The sequence below is a fragment of the Mucilaginibacter sp. SJ genome (assembly GCF_028993635.1).
Taxonomy (GTDB): domain Bacteria; phylum Bacteroidota; class Bacteroidia; order Sphingobacteriales; family Sphingobacteriaceae; genus Mucilaginibacter.
Window position 1 is genome coordinate 564,057 of the sequence record NZ_CP118631.1, and the last position, 16,493, is coordinate 580,549.

The following is a 16,493-nucleotide window of genomic DNA, read 5'->3' on the forward strand; positions in this document are numbered from 1 at the left end:
TCATTAACTAAATCTCGGGTCAAGCCTGATCGGCAACATTGCCATCTTCTCTACGGTAATCGATGGTACGCCAAAACTTTCCGTGATCTTACCGAGTATCAAATATAAACCACCTTTTTGAAATGGGTATTTTGCTAACGAGGCCGGAAAGTGCACGGTATCAAAAAAATCACCATCAATATCAAGAAAGCTACCAAAAGCCATCGCGTCACCTTTTTTGGTACGTGTCGGCTTGGCGGTTACATACAGCCCGACCATTTTAACCACCTGCCCGACATGTTCGATCAATTGTTTCGCTTTTAAGTGTCCCCGGAAGTTCGTTTTTAACATTGTGAACGGTGAAAGGGATAATGAAAAATGAAGAAACTCCATTTCGTCAAAAAAATCCTCTTCGCCGTAACAATCGAATTCCGGTAAGGTAATGGCAACGGTTTCCGGCCTTAGTAAGGGACGAGAGCCGGGCAGTAACTTTTTAACCTTGCTGCGTTTTTCAAATACCATGTTGGCGAGCCACATCAAGGTCTTTTTATTTTGGCCCGTAAAACGCAAAGCACCACTCCGCACTAATAACAGCGTTTGTTCCAGGGATATGCCTGTCCGTTCAATGAGGTCTTCCATTGTAAGATAGTTACCATCTTTTGAACGAACATTAAGGATGTTTTGCATCACGGTGGTTTCCAATCCCTGTATCAATCCCAGGCCCAGGTAAATATCATTGCCCCGAATCATCGCGTCAACGCGGCTGTTATTTACACAAGGCAGGTGGACGTTCGCACCTGCCTTTCGTGCTTCAGCAACGTAAACCCATTTTTGATAGAATCCGCCATCATTGTTAATGACCGCAACCATGAACTCTTTGGGATAATAGGTTTTAAGGTATAAGCTCTGATAGCTTTCGACGGCATAGCTTGCAGAGTGCGCCTTAGAAAAAGAATACCCCGCAAAACTGGATATCTGTCGCCATAATTCCGCTGTCGTTTCGTCGGGTCTGCCCAATTCTTTGCTTTGGCGGAAGAATTTTTCCTGTATCTCTGAAAGATGGTGCGCGCCACGGTTCTTACCGGACATCAATCTACGAAGCACATCTGCATCGGCAAGGTCAAGCCCTGCATAGTGATGAGCGACTTTCAGGACGTCTTCCTGGTAAACCATCACACCATAGGTCTCTTTCAACTGTTCCTCCAATACGGGGTGCAGATATACTACTTTTTCAGGTTGATGATACCGTTTGATATATTCATCCATCATGCCGCTGCTGCCTACGCCCGGACGAATAATGCTCGATGATGCTACCAGCGTCAGGTAATTATTGCACCCCAGCTTCCTGTTCACGCTGATCATCGAGGGACTTTCGATGTAAAAGTTACCTATCGTATTTCCGGCTTTTAACTGCTCGTTCACCTTTGGGTCATTCTTGATCTTCGCGACCTGGTGCACATCGATCGTTTTGCCGCAATTCTCCCGAATAATATCTACAGCATCACGTATATGACCTATACCACGCTGACTGAGAATATCAACTTTCTCAAATCCTATCGTTGATGCCGTATACATATCGAATTGCGTTGTTAACAAGCCTTTCGGCGGCAGGTCGAGCGCAGAATAATATGCTATCGGTAATTCGCTGATCAATACACCTCCGGCATGTATACTGCGATTGTGAGGGAAATCACTGATCCGGTCATACACCTGTAGTATCTTTAGCGCGATATGATTATCAGCCCGGATCTCCTTTGGAGATGCGATCATCTGATCAATATCTCTTTTCGGTAAGCCATAGATTTTCCCCAGCTCCCGAATGATACTTCGATCCTGGAATGTGGTCATCATACCGAGCAGTGCCGTATGTTTTGGATCATAGCGTTTGAACATATAGTCAAATATCTCGTCGCGTTCCCGCCAACTGAAATCGAGATCGAAATCCGGCGGCGCATTCCGTTTCGGGTTAAGGAACCTTTCAAAATACAGGTCAAGTTCTATAGGACATACGTCCGTAATGCGCATGCAATAAGCCACAATACTATTAGCTCCGCTGCCACGGCCAACGTGGTAATAACCGCGCCACATGGCATATCTGACCACATCGTGGGTGATCAAAAAATAGGAAGAAAACCCAAGCCTGTCAATCACTTCCAATTCATGTTTTACCCGTCTTAGGGCCTCCTTATTGCCTGTGCCGTACCGATCAGCCCAACCTTCCAATGCATATTTTTCGAGTAGTAGTTTGTCTGTATACTGGCTGTTCGTGAAGGTTCTTTTATTCTTGCAGGTCGTAAAATCAAAATCAAAGCTGCAATTCGATATGAGGTGATCCGTATTATAAATGATCTTCGGATAAGCGCTATAAAAGGAGATCAATTCCTGTAGCGGCCTCAATACTTCATCGGAAGCCGCTTGTTGCTCGGCCTTCAAATGGTCAATTAAAGCATTATGCTTGATCGCAACTAATTGGCGATGAAGATCAAAGTCATTCCGCTCTTTAACAGTTACCGGGGACCAGATCACGAGCCGTTCTATAAAAGCGCGGGGTTTACCATACAGCTTGTTGATCTGTCCGGGGCGCAGCCCGAGGTATTCGTTATCACGCAAGCCTTCATGTGTTGAGCGGAGCGGATAGATCACATAAACATGATCCCATTCGGGAGCGGCAGAAGGAAACGGCTTCTTTTGCTGGTTATATTCGGTCAGGTATTCATTGATCTCGCGAAAACCTTCATTGTTACGCGCGATGGCGACGAACAATAACGTATCCGCATTCCTGAATTCAGCACCGGCGAGGCCAGTGAAGTGCTTTTGCTGGCATTCATGGATAAAATCCAGCACTGCACTGGTATTATTGATATCAGTTAATACCGCAGCCTGATAGCCATTCAGGATCAACTCATTGACCAGTTCCTGAACAGGGATGGTTCCGTATTGCAGACTATAGTTACTATGAACATTGAGCAGCATCTTCCATTACCTCCTTTGCATATCGTGTCCATGACTAATATTTATAGGTAATGCAGCGGCCTTTATGATCGCGTTCGCTCCATACTTGTTTTTTAGCTTATCTATACTCTGATAAAGGGCAATGTTATTGCCTGTATCAGCGAACAGATCGATCTGATAGTTGGATGTGATCAGCTGACTGAATTTCACGCCGATCAAACGGATGAGTACCCGGCGTTCATATAACTTCTGGAACAGTTCCCACGCTGCCCCCGTAAGATCTTCATCGAATGATGACCCCTTTATTTTGCGTTGTTGTGTGTGTGTTTCAAAATCGGAATAGCGGATCTTGACCGTTACACAGGTAGCCATTTTATCATTTTGCCTCAACTCGAATGCAAGCTCTGTGACCATCTGCATGATGTGCCCACGCAGTAGTTCCATACTGGTGGTATCCTGACTAAATGTGGATTCTCGGCTGATAGATTTAGATTCAGAATACGGCACGACCGGTGTTTCGTCGATCGCGTTCGCCCGTTGCCATAACACCAGACCATTTTTACCAAAGGTCGCCTCCAATAATGGCGGATTTAGCTTATAGACATCTTCGATCAATTTCACACCCATAAGAGCCAGTTTGGTTCCCGTTTCCTGGCCAACACCAGGTATTTTTTTGACCGGCAAAGGAGAAAAGAATTGCCGCTCTGTACCAAATTCTACCTGTTTGCGTCCCAGAGGCTTTGTCACCGTCGTCGCCACCTTACTGACCAATTTATTTACGGATAGCCCGAAGGAGATCGGCAACCAGGTTTCCTTTGTAATGCGATCACAAAGTTCCATTGTGTATTTGTAGGTACCGAAATAGCGATCAAATCCGGTAAGATCAAGGTAATGTTCATCGATAGAAGCTTTTTCGACTATGGGTACAGCATCCTTGATAATGGCGGTAACTTCTTGTGATTTTTGGCTGTAGCTGTCATAATCGCCACGACGAACGACCAGATGCGGGCAGAGTCGTTTGGCAATTTTCATCGCCATACCACTGCGAACCCCGAACTGACGGGCTTCGTAGCTACAGGACGCCACAACAGCCCTGTCACCTTCTCCGCCGACAGCAACAGGCTTGCCCTTTAGCTTACTGTCCTTCAGCACCTCAACAGACACAAAGAATGTGTCGAGATCAAAATGAACGATGCTGCGGGTTTCCATTTAGTACAGTTTGCTGATGAGATCCAATTTGGAACTACAAACTTAAATAAGAGTTTTTGAAATACTAATATTTTTAGTAATTGAAATTAAAAAGAAGATGTTACTAATTGGTACACAGCGAGAAAAAGAAACAACCAAATGTATGTATCTTGCAAGATGGAATTTAAGATAGGTCAGAAATATGAGGTAGATTGTGCCGTGCTGGAATGGAAAGAAGATGGGATTATATATTATGTACCTGTGTTTGATCACTTACATGCAGACCCTCAATTTGGGTTTGAGTATGAGCATTACCATATCGACGGGAGGTTTGAAATGCACCCGCGGGTTCGTCATTGGTTCAACATTAAATATGGTTACACGTTGACGGTAATCGTCAAACACGATATGGGGAGTTATAATTTTAAGGGGATCATTCAGCAGTCGCTGAAATGTGAGTGGGAAAGAACGGGGCTTCTTTTTATCAAGCAACCGAAAGAAAAGCAAAGGGAAAATCTTAAGAGCTACGAGACCTGGTACGAAAGTTTTGTTGGACGTTCTTGTAAAGGACGACGTTGTCCGCATTACGGAACTGAAATGTTGGAGAACAATGGGCAACTTGTTTGCCCAATGCACCACCTCACTGCGGACTTACTAACAGAAAAGGTAATGCCATTTCAATCAATAAGCCTATCGGCACTTGATTAAAATCATCGGCCAATCGCATGTTACCCATTGAGGCGCTTGGTCTCGATCCACCCGAATACCTGCTTGGCGATACAATTCGAAATTTCGATCATACCAATAGTCGCCTCGATTTTTGATTCGTAGTAAACTTGATTATCCACTTTTCCTATGAAGGTAGTTAAACTGCTTTCTTTGCCCTTAGTCAAGGTCGTTGCGTTGGCAATATGTTTATCGCTGAAATGAATGAACCCGGAAGTTGCCTCATAAACATCTGCAATCCATGGGTAATCGATAGTAGCTTTTTCTTTTAGATAACTATCTGTCATGAATTTGCCGTCGGTATCACGGATCTTTCTAATGGGATTGCCCTTCCAAACTTCTGTTGCAAAGCCATGAGGGTCCATTCCCGCTTAGTCCAAAGTTTGTGTTGGCCAGGCAGTGCATTAATTATGAGGGGATAAAATCGGTCAGGCAACATTGCACTCAACCGCAGAGAACTCGTAAATATCTTGCGTCGCGTCGAACAAATTGCGATAATTAAAACCCGCCCTGTATAATAATTTTCGGGCAGCGGTATTCTGACGGTGGATAACTGCGGCGACCTTGAGCACACTCTGACTGCGGAGTGATTCTAAAAAATGAGGTAGCAGCGATGACATTAGCCTTTTTTGTGAATATTCTGATTTAAGATAGAACTCGATAAAATAAGGGTATTGTTGAAGATCATAATGCTCTTTGGCGAGATCAGGCGACACCACGTCTATGATACCTATGATCTGGTTATCACTTTTTTTTCGGATAAAATGAATATAGTTCCTTCCACAATAAAGATTAAGAAGGGCATTTTTTAATAGATTGTCAGCATCCCGAACCGACCGAAGTCTTTTAGACGGCAGATATTTTAACATTTGCTTGTCCGAGAGCAACTCGAATACATCGTCTGCCATAACAGACCATCGGGAAAGATCATCGGGGCTAAATGACTGAATAATGTGAGCATCGTGTTCCAGGTAGATTGGTGTTAGCATAAAAGCGAATATATAATGTAATACGGTTCAGCTGCAATGACGGACGGCACAAATTCATACAACCAACAGGAACAACTTGTTTATTAGGAAATAAAAAAGCCACCGCTGATTGGCGGGGGCTCCCAAAACAGTATTTTAATACTGTTATTATTATTTTGCAGCGTTCTTTTTTTCTGTCACATCTTTGCGAAGATCTGTCGCAATTACCTTGATCTCCTGCAACGCATTCCTCAAACGAGTGCCGGCTGCTTTATTATTTTTCTCGTAAAAAGCTTGCGCTTCTTTTTCTGCGGTTTCTACAAGCGCTTTTAATTCTGTGATCTTTTCCATGGTTTTTAAAAATTAAGCGTCGAATATAACAAATTTGACTTAACACCAAACGAAACGCGTAGCTACCCAATGATATTTTTGACCAGATGGCCTAACAAAAAATGCAGTTTATCAAATTTATACTTCTCATGATCTTTCTCCTCCAGCCCGACGAATTTGGTGGTATAATCCTCTTTATTTTTTAATGCGCCCTGTAATTGCTGAACAGAACCATGCATCCCTCCCCATACAACGATCGGTGTACGTGTCAGAACATAACTGTGGTCCAGGTACATTTCTATAGCTACCGCACGACGGTTCACATTCTCTTCGGCCTCACCGGAGGTTCCGGAGGTCTTGAAATTTTCAAACTCTTTCATATCGGGTAAGACATACTTCCTCATATTAGGGGGATGAGCTATGTTATCTAACCGACTGAAATTGTAACAACCTTCCGTGTCATTATCAAAAATGAATATCATGTTGCGATTTGTACCGATCTTGATCAACCCCATAAAGAATTTGAGCATACTGCTAACATTATCGAATGGATAATTTTCACGCATGTCGATGAAGTCAAAAAAATCGGCAATCTCGGGTCGAAGTATATGTAATGCTTTTTTGAGCACCACGCCATCGCTTGGACCTTCCGTAACGATGAGGTAGGTTTCGTACTTATCCAGACCTACGTTTTTCTCTTTGGTGCGCCATTCAACGGGCAACTCTCTGTTTAACGGATTCTCAGCAAGTGCCGATAAAATAATGTATGGGTGGATCTGCTCAAAAACGAGGTCTGATGCGCCTGGAAATTCCTTCAGATATGACCTTATCGGCCCGAACTGCGGCAAGGTCAATATCCGTCGTGTAAAAAATTCGCCATAGTCGGCATCTGCTTCGTGGGGTACCCAATCAATTTTGGGGATCTCAACGGCGCTAAGCATTCCAAGAAACTTTTTAGGACTAAAACCCTTGAGGTCCTGGCGTTCATATACAAAACTTTGGATATGCTCGTGAAGCAGGGCTGGAAGTTTATTATATCCATAACCGAGTAATTTCAGGCGCTCCCTTACTTTATCCAGCGGTTTGCTATAACCAGGGCCGGTTTTACTGACCACTTGCTCGTCGTCATTATCAAAATAATAGCACACATTTGCTTTATCACCTGGCTGAAATAAAGCAAAATGGTCTTCTTTTATAATGTTTTTGCGCCAATCTATTTCCAGTTTACCGACGCTTAATGATAGATATTCGTATTCCATAGTTTAAAAATTGGAACGCAAAGGTAAGCTTAAAAGACGGTGGCAAAGGCAGCCTGTAACTAAAAAGCCCCGAAGACTTGCTCCCGGGGCTTTTAACCTAAACCTTATCACAATGCGACTGAGAAGTCGCGGTACGTGCAATATATAAATTTAAAATGATCTGTGCCTGATGTCGCTTTTTGAGCGCATATACTCGGCGAACATCCTTTCATTATAGCGACGGATGGCATTCCTTTTCATGCGAACGTTCAGCCGCCAAAGGAACAAAGCCCAAAAAGCAAAACCGATACCGTAAAGCAAAAAAGGGGTCTTTGCACCGAGTCCGCCCCAAAAGCAGAAGGTTGAAATAAAACAGGTCGCGATCAGGTGAATAAATGTTCTCATAAGCTGTATCAATGACTCTAATATACTAACTATCTTAGTATTTATCAAGTAAAAGTTTCACTTTTTAGCCCCTTACCGATGGTTTTCGCATGAAGCTGATCGAGGAATGTGATAAAGCCGGCAGGCTTAAAAGTGCGGATGCCGTAACGCTGCCCCATGGCCTGCTGAAAGCTGAATAGCGAAAGAACATCTGCCCGGATCGAACCGGACCGGTCGTTTAACAACACCTCATACCTTTCATCATTGAAAAAAATGCTTACATTTTTTTTCTTCAGCCAGGAAGCGGCTTTGATGTCCGCGACTGCGCCAAGTTCATTATTAGGAAAAACAAGCGTGAATTTTCGCCTGCGGTAATTCTCCCGTAACCAATCGAACTGTTCTTTTCGGGGACGGTTCCCAACGGCAACGAAAGACAGGTCATACCAACCGGGGAAGCGATGCTCATGGATGGTCATCAATGCGATGATCTCCATCACGGAAGATGCGATGATCACTTCTTTAGTGGCGGAGCTGCCAGCTATCCACAGCCCGTTACCGGAAGGCACGATATGACGGTCAAAAGCGTAAAATTCCTTCTCACTGCCATAATCGAATATCGTTTCCCGGAAACCAAAAAACGCCTGGAGTTCCGCAGGAACCCCAAGCGCATTGAGTATAGCTACCATCAGCGTGCGTAAAGTCCCCTTGTACGGAATACCGATTCCTGTTTGGGAGCATTCTGCCGGTTCTCCTCCATATCTTTTACCGCATTATGGTATCCGGGGCTTAATTTGGCCGCTTCAGCTTCGTCCCGTTTGGTGCCGAAAAGGGCGTTCAAGCCTTTATATAACAGATAGCTTAATCCACCATCTATGAGAACAGAAGCGATAAGCGCAAGCCGGTTCGAGCGGATGCCATGCGGATCTTTCATGGAGTAACTGAAAATGGTCTTGTCAGCCAGCTGGACCTCTTTACCTTTACGGTAATCCTCTTTTTGAGCTGTGGTGAGGAACTCCCCGTTGACCATATCGGGCGCAAGGATATTATCGGTATCACCGATCAGGAACTCCCGGGTGTCGGCATCGTACTCGAACAGCAGTTTCTTGATGCCGCCCTTGTTATCACTGATCTCTTTTTGAATACTGGCTATATCCCCTTTACGCAACTGATCCGCTTCGCTGTCACTCAAGAAATCAGGCGTAGCAGGTTTTTTGTAAATGGGATGGATCAACAGATCCATTTTTCCGGCGGCGTTTCGTTGAAGCGAAACCTTCGCATCCAATGCTTTGATCTTGATATTTTCAGCTTCAAGATTAGATAATTGTAGCAGGCTGGTACGTCGCCCAGAGAGCAAGGCTTTGAGGTCATCCACATTAAGCAGTAGCTGCCCGCCCGCCGCCAGGCCTAAAGTTTCGAGGTCAGCTACCGGGAGTTCGTTTTCTTTAACGTTGAACAAATGCATTATCTTCCGATCTTATGGTTTATTTCCTGCTCCACGGCGGCAACTTCCATCAGTTGTTCAGCAGGGTTGTTCTTTGCATCAAGCAAACCTTTGTAAAGCGCATCCGTAGGTTTTACAGATTTTCGGGTGCCATCAGCGAACTCGACCTTTAAGTTTTTATTCTTGTAGGTTTCCAGTACGCTAACTGTTGAGTTATTGTAAGCGATCTGTTCCCCTTTCTCAAAGGCCTGTGCAGGCGCTGCCTCACGTTTGACATCGAGTTTACGTTCGATATCCAGCACGAAATCGAATATCTTTTGTGCATCTGCTGATGCACGGAACAATTCAAAGGGCTCGTCCTTCAGTATCTTTACCCAACTGTTCACGTATGCAGCATGCTGACCGAAGTTATGGCCGATCTTTAGTTCGCTCCCCAGCATCAGGGATGCGATCTCCGCGCGTAATTCTTCACGCGCATATTTTTCTGAACCGAAACGACCTTCCATCGGACGGTCAAGGCGGCTGGAATGGCCGGTCCAATGTCCGAGTTCATGTAATGCGACCGCATAGTACTTGGTCTCATTGTCGAACTGCGCTTTGCCGGGCAACTGGATGATATCTCGGGATTTGCTGTAATAGGCTTCGTTGCCACCATGGTTGATCACCGCCTTACTTGCTTCCAGCAATTTTTCCGCGCGCTCCAATGGTGCCCATTTTTGTTCTACCTCGGCGCTTTTAAGATACTCCGGCAATGGCGGGATACCTTTGATCTGCTCGGCGTTAAACACCCAGGCGTTGGTGATCATCGGTTTATCCAGGTTCGTCACACGGGTCATGGTCTTGCCATCCTCATCGGTGATCTTATTGCCATCGACATCCCTTATCGCTTCGATATTACTGGTCTTGACAAAATTGATCAGCGTTGCTTTTGCGCCTTTTTCGACGGTGTAACCGGCAAAGTCCGCTTGTTTTAAGGTCATCCAGCGCGGGTCCTGATATCCTTGCATGGATAACCACAAGGAGTTCATACCCCGGTAATTTTTATTGGTGGTCGGGTTTACCGGAATGGTGAAGGCCGGTGCATCCGTTTCCGACCACGGTTTTTGAAAAGGCGAAGTGCCTGCTTTTAATTCAGCGATGAGCTTGTTCGCGATCTGCTCATGCAGTGGTTTGAAATTTTTACTCATGATAATGATGATTTAATTCGATCAGAAATTTGAGGGGATCAATGGGCTGCCCCTTAAAGCGTACGCCGAAATGAAGGTGTTCCCCGGTCACTCGACCGGAACGGCCGGTGATACCAATAGGGCTTCCGGCGGTAACAGGTGTATTGCTAAGGATAAACACCTGGCTTAGATGGCCATATTCCGTTTTTACGAGGCCATGGCTGATACTGATGTTCAGGCCAAGGCCATGTTGATAGCCAGCCTGAATGACCGTACCGTCCAGAACAGCAAAAACAGTATCTGAACGAGCCCTGAGATCCAAGCCTTCATGTGTTCGAAGTTGGCCGGTGATCGGGTCAAGGCGGTTCCCGAATGGCGAATTGATGTGCAGCTGCCTTAACGGAAAACAGCATGCTGTGAGGATAGCTAACCATTTCATCGGGTATAGGCAGTAGCTATTTTTTGTTCGATCGCAGGCCTTGAGCGCGATAATGCACTTTCCCATACTCCAGGGTTGACCGCAGCTAATTCGAGGGCGTCGAATGTGGCTTTATTGGTTCCGCGATCCAGCAATGTGCCGATCTTATAGAGCGTTTTGAAGTCATTCAGCGGCATGGCCTTACCATCGTTGACCAGCGTTTGCATGATCTGTTGCCGGTCCTTTAATTTCAACAAGTTATCGGGGTGGTATACCGCTTCCTTGCCGTCCATAAGTGAAACATAGATCTCATTTGTGTCCGGCCTGTCATAAGTGACGACCGCTACTTTACCCTGCGCATTCGCCGGATCGACGGTCAGTGCCGGGTGCACCAGCACGAGTGATCCGTGCAATGCTTCCTGATTCATAAATTAGATTTTGTTATTGTTGCTTTGCCGGCGCGACCGGCTGCTGTGGTGGCCTATGGGCCGATACAAGAAGTTGTATCTCGTTGGAAATGCGCTCGAAATTCTTTCGAAGGATCTCCTCTTGCTTATTACCGAAGTCATAGAATGACGGTAGTTCCCGGTAAGCAGATTCCTCTTTCGCGATCGCTTTCAGATCGAGTGCGATACGGCAATTAACAGCGGACGTTTCAAACTGACCCGTGTATTTTTCCTGGGCTTCCGCTGCGATAACGCCAACCATCTCACCTGAGTTCAAAGAGGCTATCTTTCCTGCCGGGATCAGCACTTCCAGCTTTTCATTCAGTGATGATGAGGTCTTGTTACGGTCGATGGATAATCCTTCGCCGATCTGCTTTGATTTACCGAAAAGGCGTTCCAGCCATTCCAGTGTTTCTTTATTGCGTACACTTCCCGACAGGATATTGCCAACTACCGAGGTGATCGTTGCCGCCGTATCCTTCCCGTATTGCTGATTGAACTGCGGCAATTCCTGAAGCCCCATCAGCACAGCCACTTTATTGCTCCGCGCGGTGGCGATCAGGTTCTCCACCTTATGAACGAATAGCGTCGGTACCTCATCGACGATGAGTGCTGAAGGCAGATTCCCCTTAGTATTGATCAGCTTGGTCAGTCGGTTTATAACGATAGAATAGCAGGCGGAATTGATATTCTGTGTATTCGGGTCATTGGCGAGGACAAGGATCGCAGGATCATCCTTTGCCGATATTTTCAGATCGAAGTCATTTCCCGAGAAGACCCAAAAAGTTTCTTTAGTGGCCAGGCGGCTGATAAAGACCTTCAACGTACCTATCTGTCCCTCCAACTGATCAAATGCCTTGGCATTGTAAGCTGTCATAAATGGCGATAAAAGCGACCGCAATTCCGGCTCCGAAACCAGCGTATTAAAGATCTCTTCATAGCTGCGGTTCAACAGTGCCAGAACATGCGGCAAACTGGAAAACCTGCCACCATCGTGCCTGCTCATGAAGTAGATACAAGATGCGAGAAAGTTGATCGCTGACTGGGTAAAAAACTGATCGCTCCCGCCACTTTTATCACCTTTTTTTAATGCCTCTACCAATGCCTCTGCTGTTTCCGAGGCATCCGCCAGCGTATTGATATATTCGGATCGCCAGGGATTTATCCTGCGACTTTTCGCCACCTCATTAAGGTTCAATACATGGAATTTAAAGTTTTGCAGTTTTCCCTGTTGCCGGGCGAGCAGGTAATGATAATAGGCGATCTTGCCGAGATCAGGGAACTTGAAATCGTACAAGCAAACAGCGAAGCCTTTACCGATCAGCTGGCGGATGAATGGATTGACTACAGAAAAACTCTTGCCAGATCCGGGGGTACCGATCACTATGGTACCCCTGAAAACATTACATATGTTGATCCATCCCTGCCTGACCCGCTTTTTGTAATAGAACAGCATCGGTATATTCACGGAGTATTCGGTATCGACCTTTTTTTCCGGCTGCTGAAAGCTTTCTGCCTCGGTATTCCATTTATCCTTGCCGAGGCCGGAACGGATGATCTTCGATACGTTATCCATCGAAAGGCTGGTCAGTAAAGCGCCTGTAAAAGAGCTGACCAGATAGATCAGGTCCCACCAGGTGGTGTAAGGCAGGATCAGTGGGGATGCTCTTCCGAAAATGAGCATGCTTCCAAAGAAAAGCAGGACACCCGAAGCAAGCGGCAATAAAATATCCCGCCTCGGGTTGATCTCCAGATCCTTCTTTGCCAATGTGCCGATGCTGACCAGGCAGATCAGTGTAAATGAAAAAAGCTTGCTGTTGAGCAAGCTTTTGTAAATGATCAGTCGGGGTAGCTTATGCAATGGATCGGAAAATATCCCCCATTGCGGCAGGTCACGATAAATGAAAACGGCGGCTTCGATCATGACCGATATATATATTGCGGCCCGTAGAAAGTTATGCAGCTTTTGCTGCTCCCTTGTTTCTTCCATAAATGTTTGTGTAAAGTGAACCCCGGTCGCTATTGACCGACCAGGACCGTTTCATTCCTGCAGGTAAATGGCCATGGTGCTTCGGACCTCTGCCATAAGTGCTTTATCATTCGCCCGGAGGCCTTCCAATAAAGGGCGGCAAACCTCAAAAAAGCTGGAGAGTTCGAACCTGAGCGCGCCGTTCCTGGTCAATTTCCGGTAGTAGGCAGGAAAATTGGCTGCCATGACCGAGCGCAGGTAAACGTAAGCGGTTGTTTCGGTCATAGCTCAATTATTCGACAGGTACGATATCTGCCTGAAGCAGTTTTTTGTAGCTTACCGGTATCGTGATCACACGGCCTGATACAGGTTGCTCGCTCAACTCAATATTCAGGACCTTGTTATCGGGGAAGGTCATTTTTCGAAATACGAGGATATTCCGGTAGCGGGTAGCGAATGACGGGGTACTCATTAAGCGGTAAAGAGGTTTAATTTCTATGGATTGGACATTGGAGGCCTTGGTCACTTTTTTATCATCGATACTGAACCTGATACCGGCGATGTCGTATTTTATACGCGTTCTATTCCTGAAGCCAAGGTCAATGAACATATAATCGCCAAGGGTGTACAACCTGTTGACCTGTGCTGTCATGCCAAGATCGCTTACCTTTTTGACAGGATGTTTTTCGGAGCTGGTGATCAGTCCGAGGCAGATCTTTCGCAATTGATCTTGCGTCAACCCGGGACTCGTAATATCCAGCGGCCGGCAGTTTTCAGGTCCTATCTCGATCATGGCAGGGCTTTCGTCCGTCCCGGCAACAATGCGGTATTGCGCGATAAAATCCTCTCCGGTGATCGTGACGACCGCATCTTTGAATGAACTGACCGTATCACGGAATTTTAACCGTAGGATATTTGGCACCGGCAGGTCACCAATAATGTCTTTTGATGAAATATCAACGTATTTGACAGGCTGCGGGGAGATAAAATGCGCCGTCGAATGCAATGGCAGCGCAATTTGCGGTAATGTATTTTGTCCATAAACGGTGTGCGCCAGCAACATGGCCAGCATCATAATGATCTTTCGCATATTAATAGGATTTTTGAGCGTTCTGCAACGCCTCGTTATCAATTAGATAGATAAATGAATTATACTTCAGTTTAGCCTTGTTCTTTCTGATCAGTTCAGCGATGGCCGATGAGGTCGATTGGAAAAGCTTGCCCGCAGTACTCATGACGAACTGGTTATTACCGGTTCCGCCATCAATTGTGACTCCCTGGACAGAACTGCTGCCGAGTTCTTTGGTGAACTCTCGGAACGAGGAAGATGGTATAAAAAGGCCGGGCAGGCCGTCCGTATCGTAAACTTCTAATTTTACCGGTAGTATCTTGCCGGATGAAAGGATCGATGTTATGCTAAGCGTTACACGCTGCTCCGAGAACCCGGATATTTGCGCATAGAGCAAGGTTCCCTTTTTTACTGTTTCTCCACCTGCCCGGATGTCCTCCAGGAGTTTGAGCCTGAGCCTGGAACCCGCGTACCCGGTCATATTCTCATCGATCACAGCGCTGATGAAAGAATCCTCAGCTTTAGGCATTACCGTATTGAAATCAGCATTAGCGGTTGAGTACCGTGTTACCGGTAACCTGACGACCGCAGCAGCAATGGCCGCTTTTTTCGCTTCAGCCTCCTGTTTTCTTTTTTGCTCCTTGTAATCAGGATCATTCTGTTTGCCGATACTATCCACATAAGCCATTTGTTTCCGGAAAAGCGCCATTGGATCTTCAGGCTTATCACCCGTTTGCAGCACATGGCTGTTGTCCGTTAAAGGAGGCCGGAATGGTTGTTGATCGATGGCCAACTGTTTGGCTGGTTGGGAAAACGAGGCTGCTGCCGCTTTGGCAATAGAGTCAAGTGTCCTTTGCTGGCGTTCCCTGTTGGAATAAGTATCGATATAGGCGGGGTTACTTGAATTCTCACGCGGAATGGCGGTTACAGCTGTTTGGCCATAGGCTTCTTTGTAGGTGTTCCTGTAGGCATCCAGCTTATCCTGAAGCTGGCCCTTTTTTACACCCGAAGCGACCTCGCCGACAGATGGGTTTAGCCCGGCATGAGCTGCTGCCTCCGGCTTCTCCTCACTTTTGCCTGATCGCCATATATAGAAGAACAAGCATAAAAACGGCAGGATCAGCACCGGCAGCACGTACTTGGGCTGTTTCAGATCGATTTTCATGATTTTTAGATTTTATGGGTTAAGTTTTTTGAGGCTGTCCAATGCCCCGTTGAGCGCTGTAGAGTCGCCGGATGATAATTTCTGCTTGACACTCAGGCTGTCTACCAGCCGCTTATAGCGGATGGTGGTTTGCAATTTCCCGGTCAGGTCCATGATCTGACCGAAGCCATTATCCAGAGGCGAAACCGGCACTGTGGCAGGCGCTTTTTTCTCCGCCGGTGCGCGAAAAACGGTAATTGACAACACAAATGAGCCCAGTAGCAGGAAGCACATCAGGCCAAAGGTTAATTTGGGGCGTCGGTTCAATAATGCGGTACTTTTATCGCTGAGTTTTTGAAAGGCAGAGCTGAACTCTTTTCGCAGTTCGCTGAATAGCGTATCCTTCGGGTCCCGGTTAGAATGAATTCTTTTCAACATCGGATAGATCTTTATTTTCCAGGGTCTTCCATCCGGTGATGAGTACACCGTGCGGGTTATTGTCGCTCCTTGGAATATCCTTCAAATAACCGTCTGTGATCAATGACCTGATCACGGTCGAACTTCGACGGTCGATCTTCAGTTTGCCATAGTACCGGAAATACTGCTTATCCATGTCGACCGCTATGGAGTCGGTCTGTAAGGTCAGTACGGAACTGGATGACAGTATAGAATTGAAAAAACCGTTCTCTTTAAGATCATTATACTGTTGCATACCTGATTGATCCACGAGATACATGGCTTTTTTCATTTGGTGTTCCATATAGTTATCATCCGGTGTAAGCGAAAAGAACAGACTATGGAAAAGATCGACATGTGCCTTGTACTCGGCCGGCCTGTTGGTCTGCGCATCGGTCTGTCTCGCCAGTATCGGTACACCATGGTCGAGGATGTAAATGTTCTTTTGAGCGTTCGCCACCATTTGATAAGCACTGAACGCATTGATACAAACGATCACGACCGCTGTCAGCAGACTACCCGCAGAAATGAAAGTAGCCAGCTTTATTTTCGACTCAATATTTTTTATGATCATAATAGTAAAATAAAAGGCAGCCCGGATGGAGCTGCCTTCAGTAAT

The 16,493-nt window shown here is 46.0% G+C and carries 18 protein-coding genes; 1 reads left to right on the top strand and 17 read right to left on the bottom strand.

Annotated features, from left to right (window positions below; all coding sequences use genetic code 11):
- Nucleotides 1-3: 3 nt before the first annotated feature.
- Both MusilaSJ_RS02070 and dinB read right to left on the bottom strand, forming a co-directional pair.
- On the bottom strand, nt 4-2,952 hold the full coding sequence (locus tag MusilaSJ_RS02070) for a DNA polymerase III subunit alpha (protein ID WP_274988414.1): 2,949 nt from the start codon (nt 2,950-2,952) through the stop codon (nt 4-6).
- Between the two features lie 6 nt (nt 2,953-2,958).
- The gene (dinB, locus tag MusilaSJ_RS02075) at nt 2,959-4,140 is read right to left on the bottom strand and encodes a DNA polymerase IV (protein WP_274988415.1); all 1,182 of its coding nucleotides are present in this window, start codon (nt 4,138-4,140) and stop codon (nt 2,959-2,961) included.
- 156 nt (nt 4,141-4,296) lie between these two features.
- Between dinB and MusilaSJ_RS02080 the strand changes: the two genes are divergently transcribed.
- The gene (locus MusilaSJ_RS02080; protein ID WP_274988416.1) at nt 4,297-4,827 is read left to right on the top strand and encodes a hypothetical protein; all 531 of its coding nucleotides are present in this window, start codon (nt 4,297-4,299) and stop codon (nt 4,825-4,827) included.
- A 20-nt stretch (nt 4,828-4,847) separates the two neighbouring features.
- Here the strand turns inward: MusilaSJ_RS02080 and MusilaSJ_RS02085 are convergent, their stop codons facing one another.
- The 15 genes from MusilaSJ_RS02085 to traK form a co-directional block, all read right to left on the bottom strand.
- Entirely contained in the window at nt 4,848-5,210 is a 363-nt protein-coding gene (locus tag MusilaSJ_RS02085; RefSeq protein WP_274988417.1) for a hypothetical protein, read from the bottom strand.
- A 63-nt stretch (nt 5,211-5,273) separates the two neighbouring features.
- Nucleotides 5,274-5,834, bottom strand: a complete 561-nt coding sequence (locus MusilaSJ_RS02090; RefSeq protein ID WP_274988418.1) for a GNAT family N-acetyltransferase — start codon at nt 5,832-5,834, stop codon at nt 5,274-5,276.
- A gap of 150 nt (nt 5,835-5,984) precedes the next feature.
- On the bottom strand, nt 5,985-6,164 hold the full coding sequence (locus MusilaSJ_RS02095) for a BF3379 family histone-like protein (protein WP_274988419.1): 180 nt from the start codon (nt 6,162-6,164) through the stop codon (nt 5,985-5,987).
- A 62-nt stretch (nt 6,165-6,226) separates the two neighbouring features.
- On the bottom strand, nt 6,227-7,402 hold the full coding sequence (locus tag MusilaSJ_RS02100; RefSeq protein WP_274988420.1) for a HEPN/Toprim-associated domain-containing protein: 1,176 nt from the start codon (nt 7,400-7,402) through the stop codon (nt 6,227-6,229).
- Between the two features lie 428 nt (nt 7,403-7,830).
- Entirely contained in the window at nt 7,831-8,451 is a 621-nt protein-coding gene (locus MusilaSJ_RS02105) for a hypothetical protein (protein WP_274988421.1), read from the bottom strand.
- Complete coding sequence (locus tag MusilaSJ_RS02110; RefSeq protein ID WP_274988422.1) at nt 8,451-9,227, bottom strand: DUF4099 domain-containing protein; 777 nt, start codon at nt 9,225-9,227, stop codon at nt 8,451-8,453. Before MusilaSJ_RS02110 ends, MusilaSJ_RS02105 begins: the two co-directional genes overlap by 1 nt.
- Entirely contained in the window at nt 9,227-10,393 is a 1,167-nt protein-coding gene (locus tag MusilaSJ_RS02115) for an ArdC family protein (RefSeq protein WP_274988423.1), read from the bottom strand. The genes MusilaSJ_RS02110 and MusilaSJ_RS02115 overlap by 1 nt, the downstream gene beginning before the upstream one ends.
- Entirely contained in the window at nt 10,386-10,811 is a 426-nt protein-coding gene (locus MusilaSJ_RS02120) for a M23 family metallopeptidase (protein WP_274988424.1), read from the bottom strand. Before MusilaSJ_RS02120 ends, MusilaSJ_RS02115 begins: the two co-directional genes overlap by 8 nt.
- Nucleotides 10,808-11,218, bottom strand: a complete 411-nt coding sequence (locus MusilaSJ_RS02125; protein ID WP_274988425.1) for a hypothetical protein — start codon at nt 11,216-11,218, stop codon at nt 10,808-10,810. The genes MusilaSJ_RS02120 and MusilaSJ_RS02125 overlap by 4 nt, the downstream gene beginning before the upstream one ends.
- A 13-nt stretch (nt 11,219-11,231) precedes the next feature.
- Nucleotides 11,232-13,226: a type IV secretion system DNA-binding domain-containing protein gene (locus tag MusilaSJ_RS02130; protein WP_274988426.1), complete on the bottom strand. Its 1,995-nt coding sequence runs from the start codon at nt 13,224-13,226 to the stop codon at nt 11,232-11,234.
- A 51-nt stretch (nt 13,227-13,277) separates the two neighbouring features.
- Nucleotides 13,278-13,490, bottom strand: coding sequence for a hypothetical protein (locus tag MusilaSJ_RS02135; RefSeq protein ID WP_274988427.1), 213 nt, complete (start codon nt 13,488-13,490; stop codon nt 13,278-13,280).
- A 7-nt stretch (nt 13,491-13,497) separates the two neighbouring features.
- The gene (locus MusilaSJ_RS02140) at nt 13,498-14,295 is read right to left on the bottom strand and encodes a DUF4138 domain-containing protein (RefSeq protein ID WP_274988428.1); all 798 of its coding nucleotides are present in this window, start codon (nt 14,293-14,295) and stop codon (nt 13,498-13,500) included.
- A 1-nt stretch (nt 14,296) separates the two neighbouring features.
- Nucleotides 14,297-15,439 carry a conjugative transposon protein TraM gene (traM, locus tag MusilaSJ_RS02145; protein ID WP_274988429.1) on the bottom strand — a complete coding sequence of 381 codons (1,143 nt, stop codon included), beginning with the start codon at nt 15,437-15,439 and terminating at the stop codon, nt 14,297-14,299.
- Nucleotides 15,440-15,451: 12 nt separating this feature from the next.
- Nucleotides 15,452-15,856 carry a hypothetical protein gene (locus tag MusilaSJ_RS02150; RefSeq protein WP_274988430.1) on the bottom strand — a complete coding sequence of 135 codons (405 nt, stop codon included), beginning with the start codon at nt 15,854-15,856 and terminating at the stop codon, nt 15,452-15,454.
- Entirely contained in the window at nt 15,834-16,448 is a 615-nt protein-coding gene (traK, locus tag MusilaSJ_RS02155; RefSeq protein WP_274988431.1) for a conjugative transposon protein TraK, read from the bottom strand. The genes MusilaSJ_RS02150 and traK overlap by 23 nt, the downstream gene beginning before the upstream one ends.
- Nucleotides 16,449-16,493 lie beyond the last annotated feature (45 nt).

Bases quoted from the DNA above. Each gene is read 5' to 3' on its own strand.
- MusilaSJ_RS02070 (WP_274988414.1), bottom strand. From the start codon at position 2,952: ATGCTGCTCAATGTTCATAGTAACTATAGTCTGCAATACGGAACCATC.
- dinB (WP_274988415.1), bottom strand. From the start codon at position 4,140: ATGGAAACCCGCAGCATCGTTCATTTTGATCTCGACACATTCTTTGTG.
- MusilaSJ_RS02080 (WP_274988416.1), top strand. From the start codon at position 4,297: ATGGAATTTAAGATAGGTCAGAAATATGAGGTAGATTGTGCCGTGCTG.
- MusilaSJ_RS02085 (WP_274988417.1), bottom strand. From the start codon at position 5,210: ATGGACCCTCATGGCTTTGCAACAGAAGTTTGGAAGGGCAATCCCATT.
- MusilaSJ_RS02090 (WP_274988418.1), bottom strand. From the start codon at position 5,834: ATGCTAACACCAATCTACCTGGAACACGATGCTCACATTATTCAGTCA.
- MusilaSJ_RS02095 (WP_274988419.1), bottom strand. From the start codon at position 6,164: ATGGAAAAGATCACAGAATTAAAAGCGCTTGTAGAAACCGCAGAAAAA.
- MusilaSJ_RS02100 (WP_274988420.1), bottom strand. From the start codon at position 7,402: ATGGAATACGAATATCTATCATTAAGCGTCGGTAAACTGGAAATAGAT.
- MusilaSJ_RS02105 (WP_274988421.1), bottom strand. From the start codon at position 8,451: ATGGTAGCTATACTCAATGCGCTTGGGGTTCCTGCGGAACTCCAGGCG.
- MusilaSJ_RS02110 (WP_274988422.1), bottom strand. From the start codon at position 9,227: ATGCATTTGTTCAACGTTAAAGAAAACGAACTCCCGGTAGCTGACCTC.
- MusilaSJ_RS02115 (WP_274988423.1), bottom strand. From the start codon at position 10,393: ATGAGTAAAAATTTCAAACCACTGCATGAGCAGATCGCGAACAAGCTC.
- MusilaSJ_RS02120 (WP_274988424.1), bottom strand. From the start codon at position 10,811: ATGAAATGGTTAGCTATCCTCACAGCATGCTGTTTTCCGTTAAGGCAG.
- MusilaSJ_RS02125 (WP_274988425.1), bottom strand. From the start codon at position 11,218: ATGAATCAGGAAGCATTGCACGGATCACTCGTGCTGGTGCACCCGGCA.
- MusilaSJ_RS02130 (WP_274988426.1), bottom strand. From the start codon at position 13,226: ATGGAAGAAACAAGGGAGCAGCAAAAGCTGCATAACTTTCTACGGGCC.
- MusilaSJ_RS02135 (WP_274988427.1), bottom strand. From the start codon at position 13,490: ATGACCGAAACAACCGCTTACGTTTACCTGCGCTCGGTCATGGCAGCC.
- MusilaSJ_RS02140 (WP_274988428.1), bottom strand. From the start codon at position 14,295: ATGCGAAAGATCATTATGATGCTGGCCATGTTGCTGGCGCACACCGTT.
- traM (WP_274988429.1), bottom strand. From the start codon at position 15,439: ATGAAAATCGATCTGAAACAGCCCAAGTACGTGCTGCCGGTGCTGATC.
- MusilaSJ_RS02150 (WP_274988430.1), bottom strand. From the start codon at position 15,856: ATGTTGAAAAGAATTCATTCTAACCGGGACCCGAAGGATACGCTATTC.
- traK (WP_274988431.1), bottom strand. From the start codon at position 16,448: ATGATCATAAAAAATATTGAGTCGAAAATAAAGCTGGCTACTTTCATT.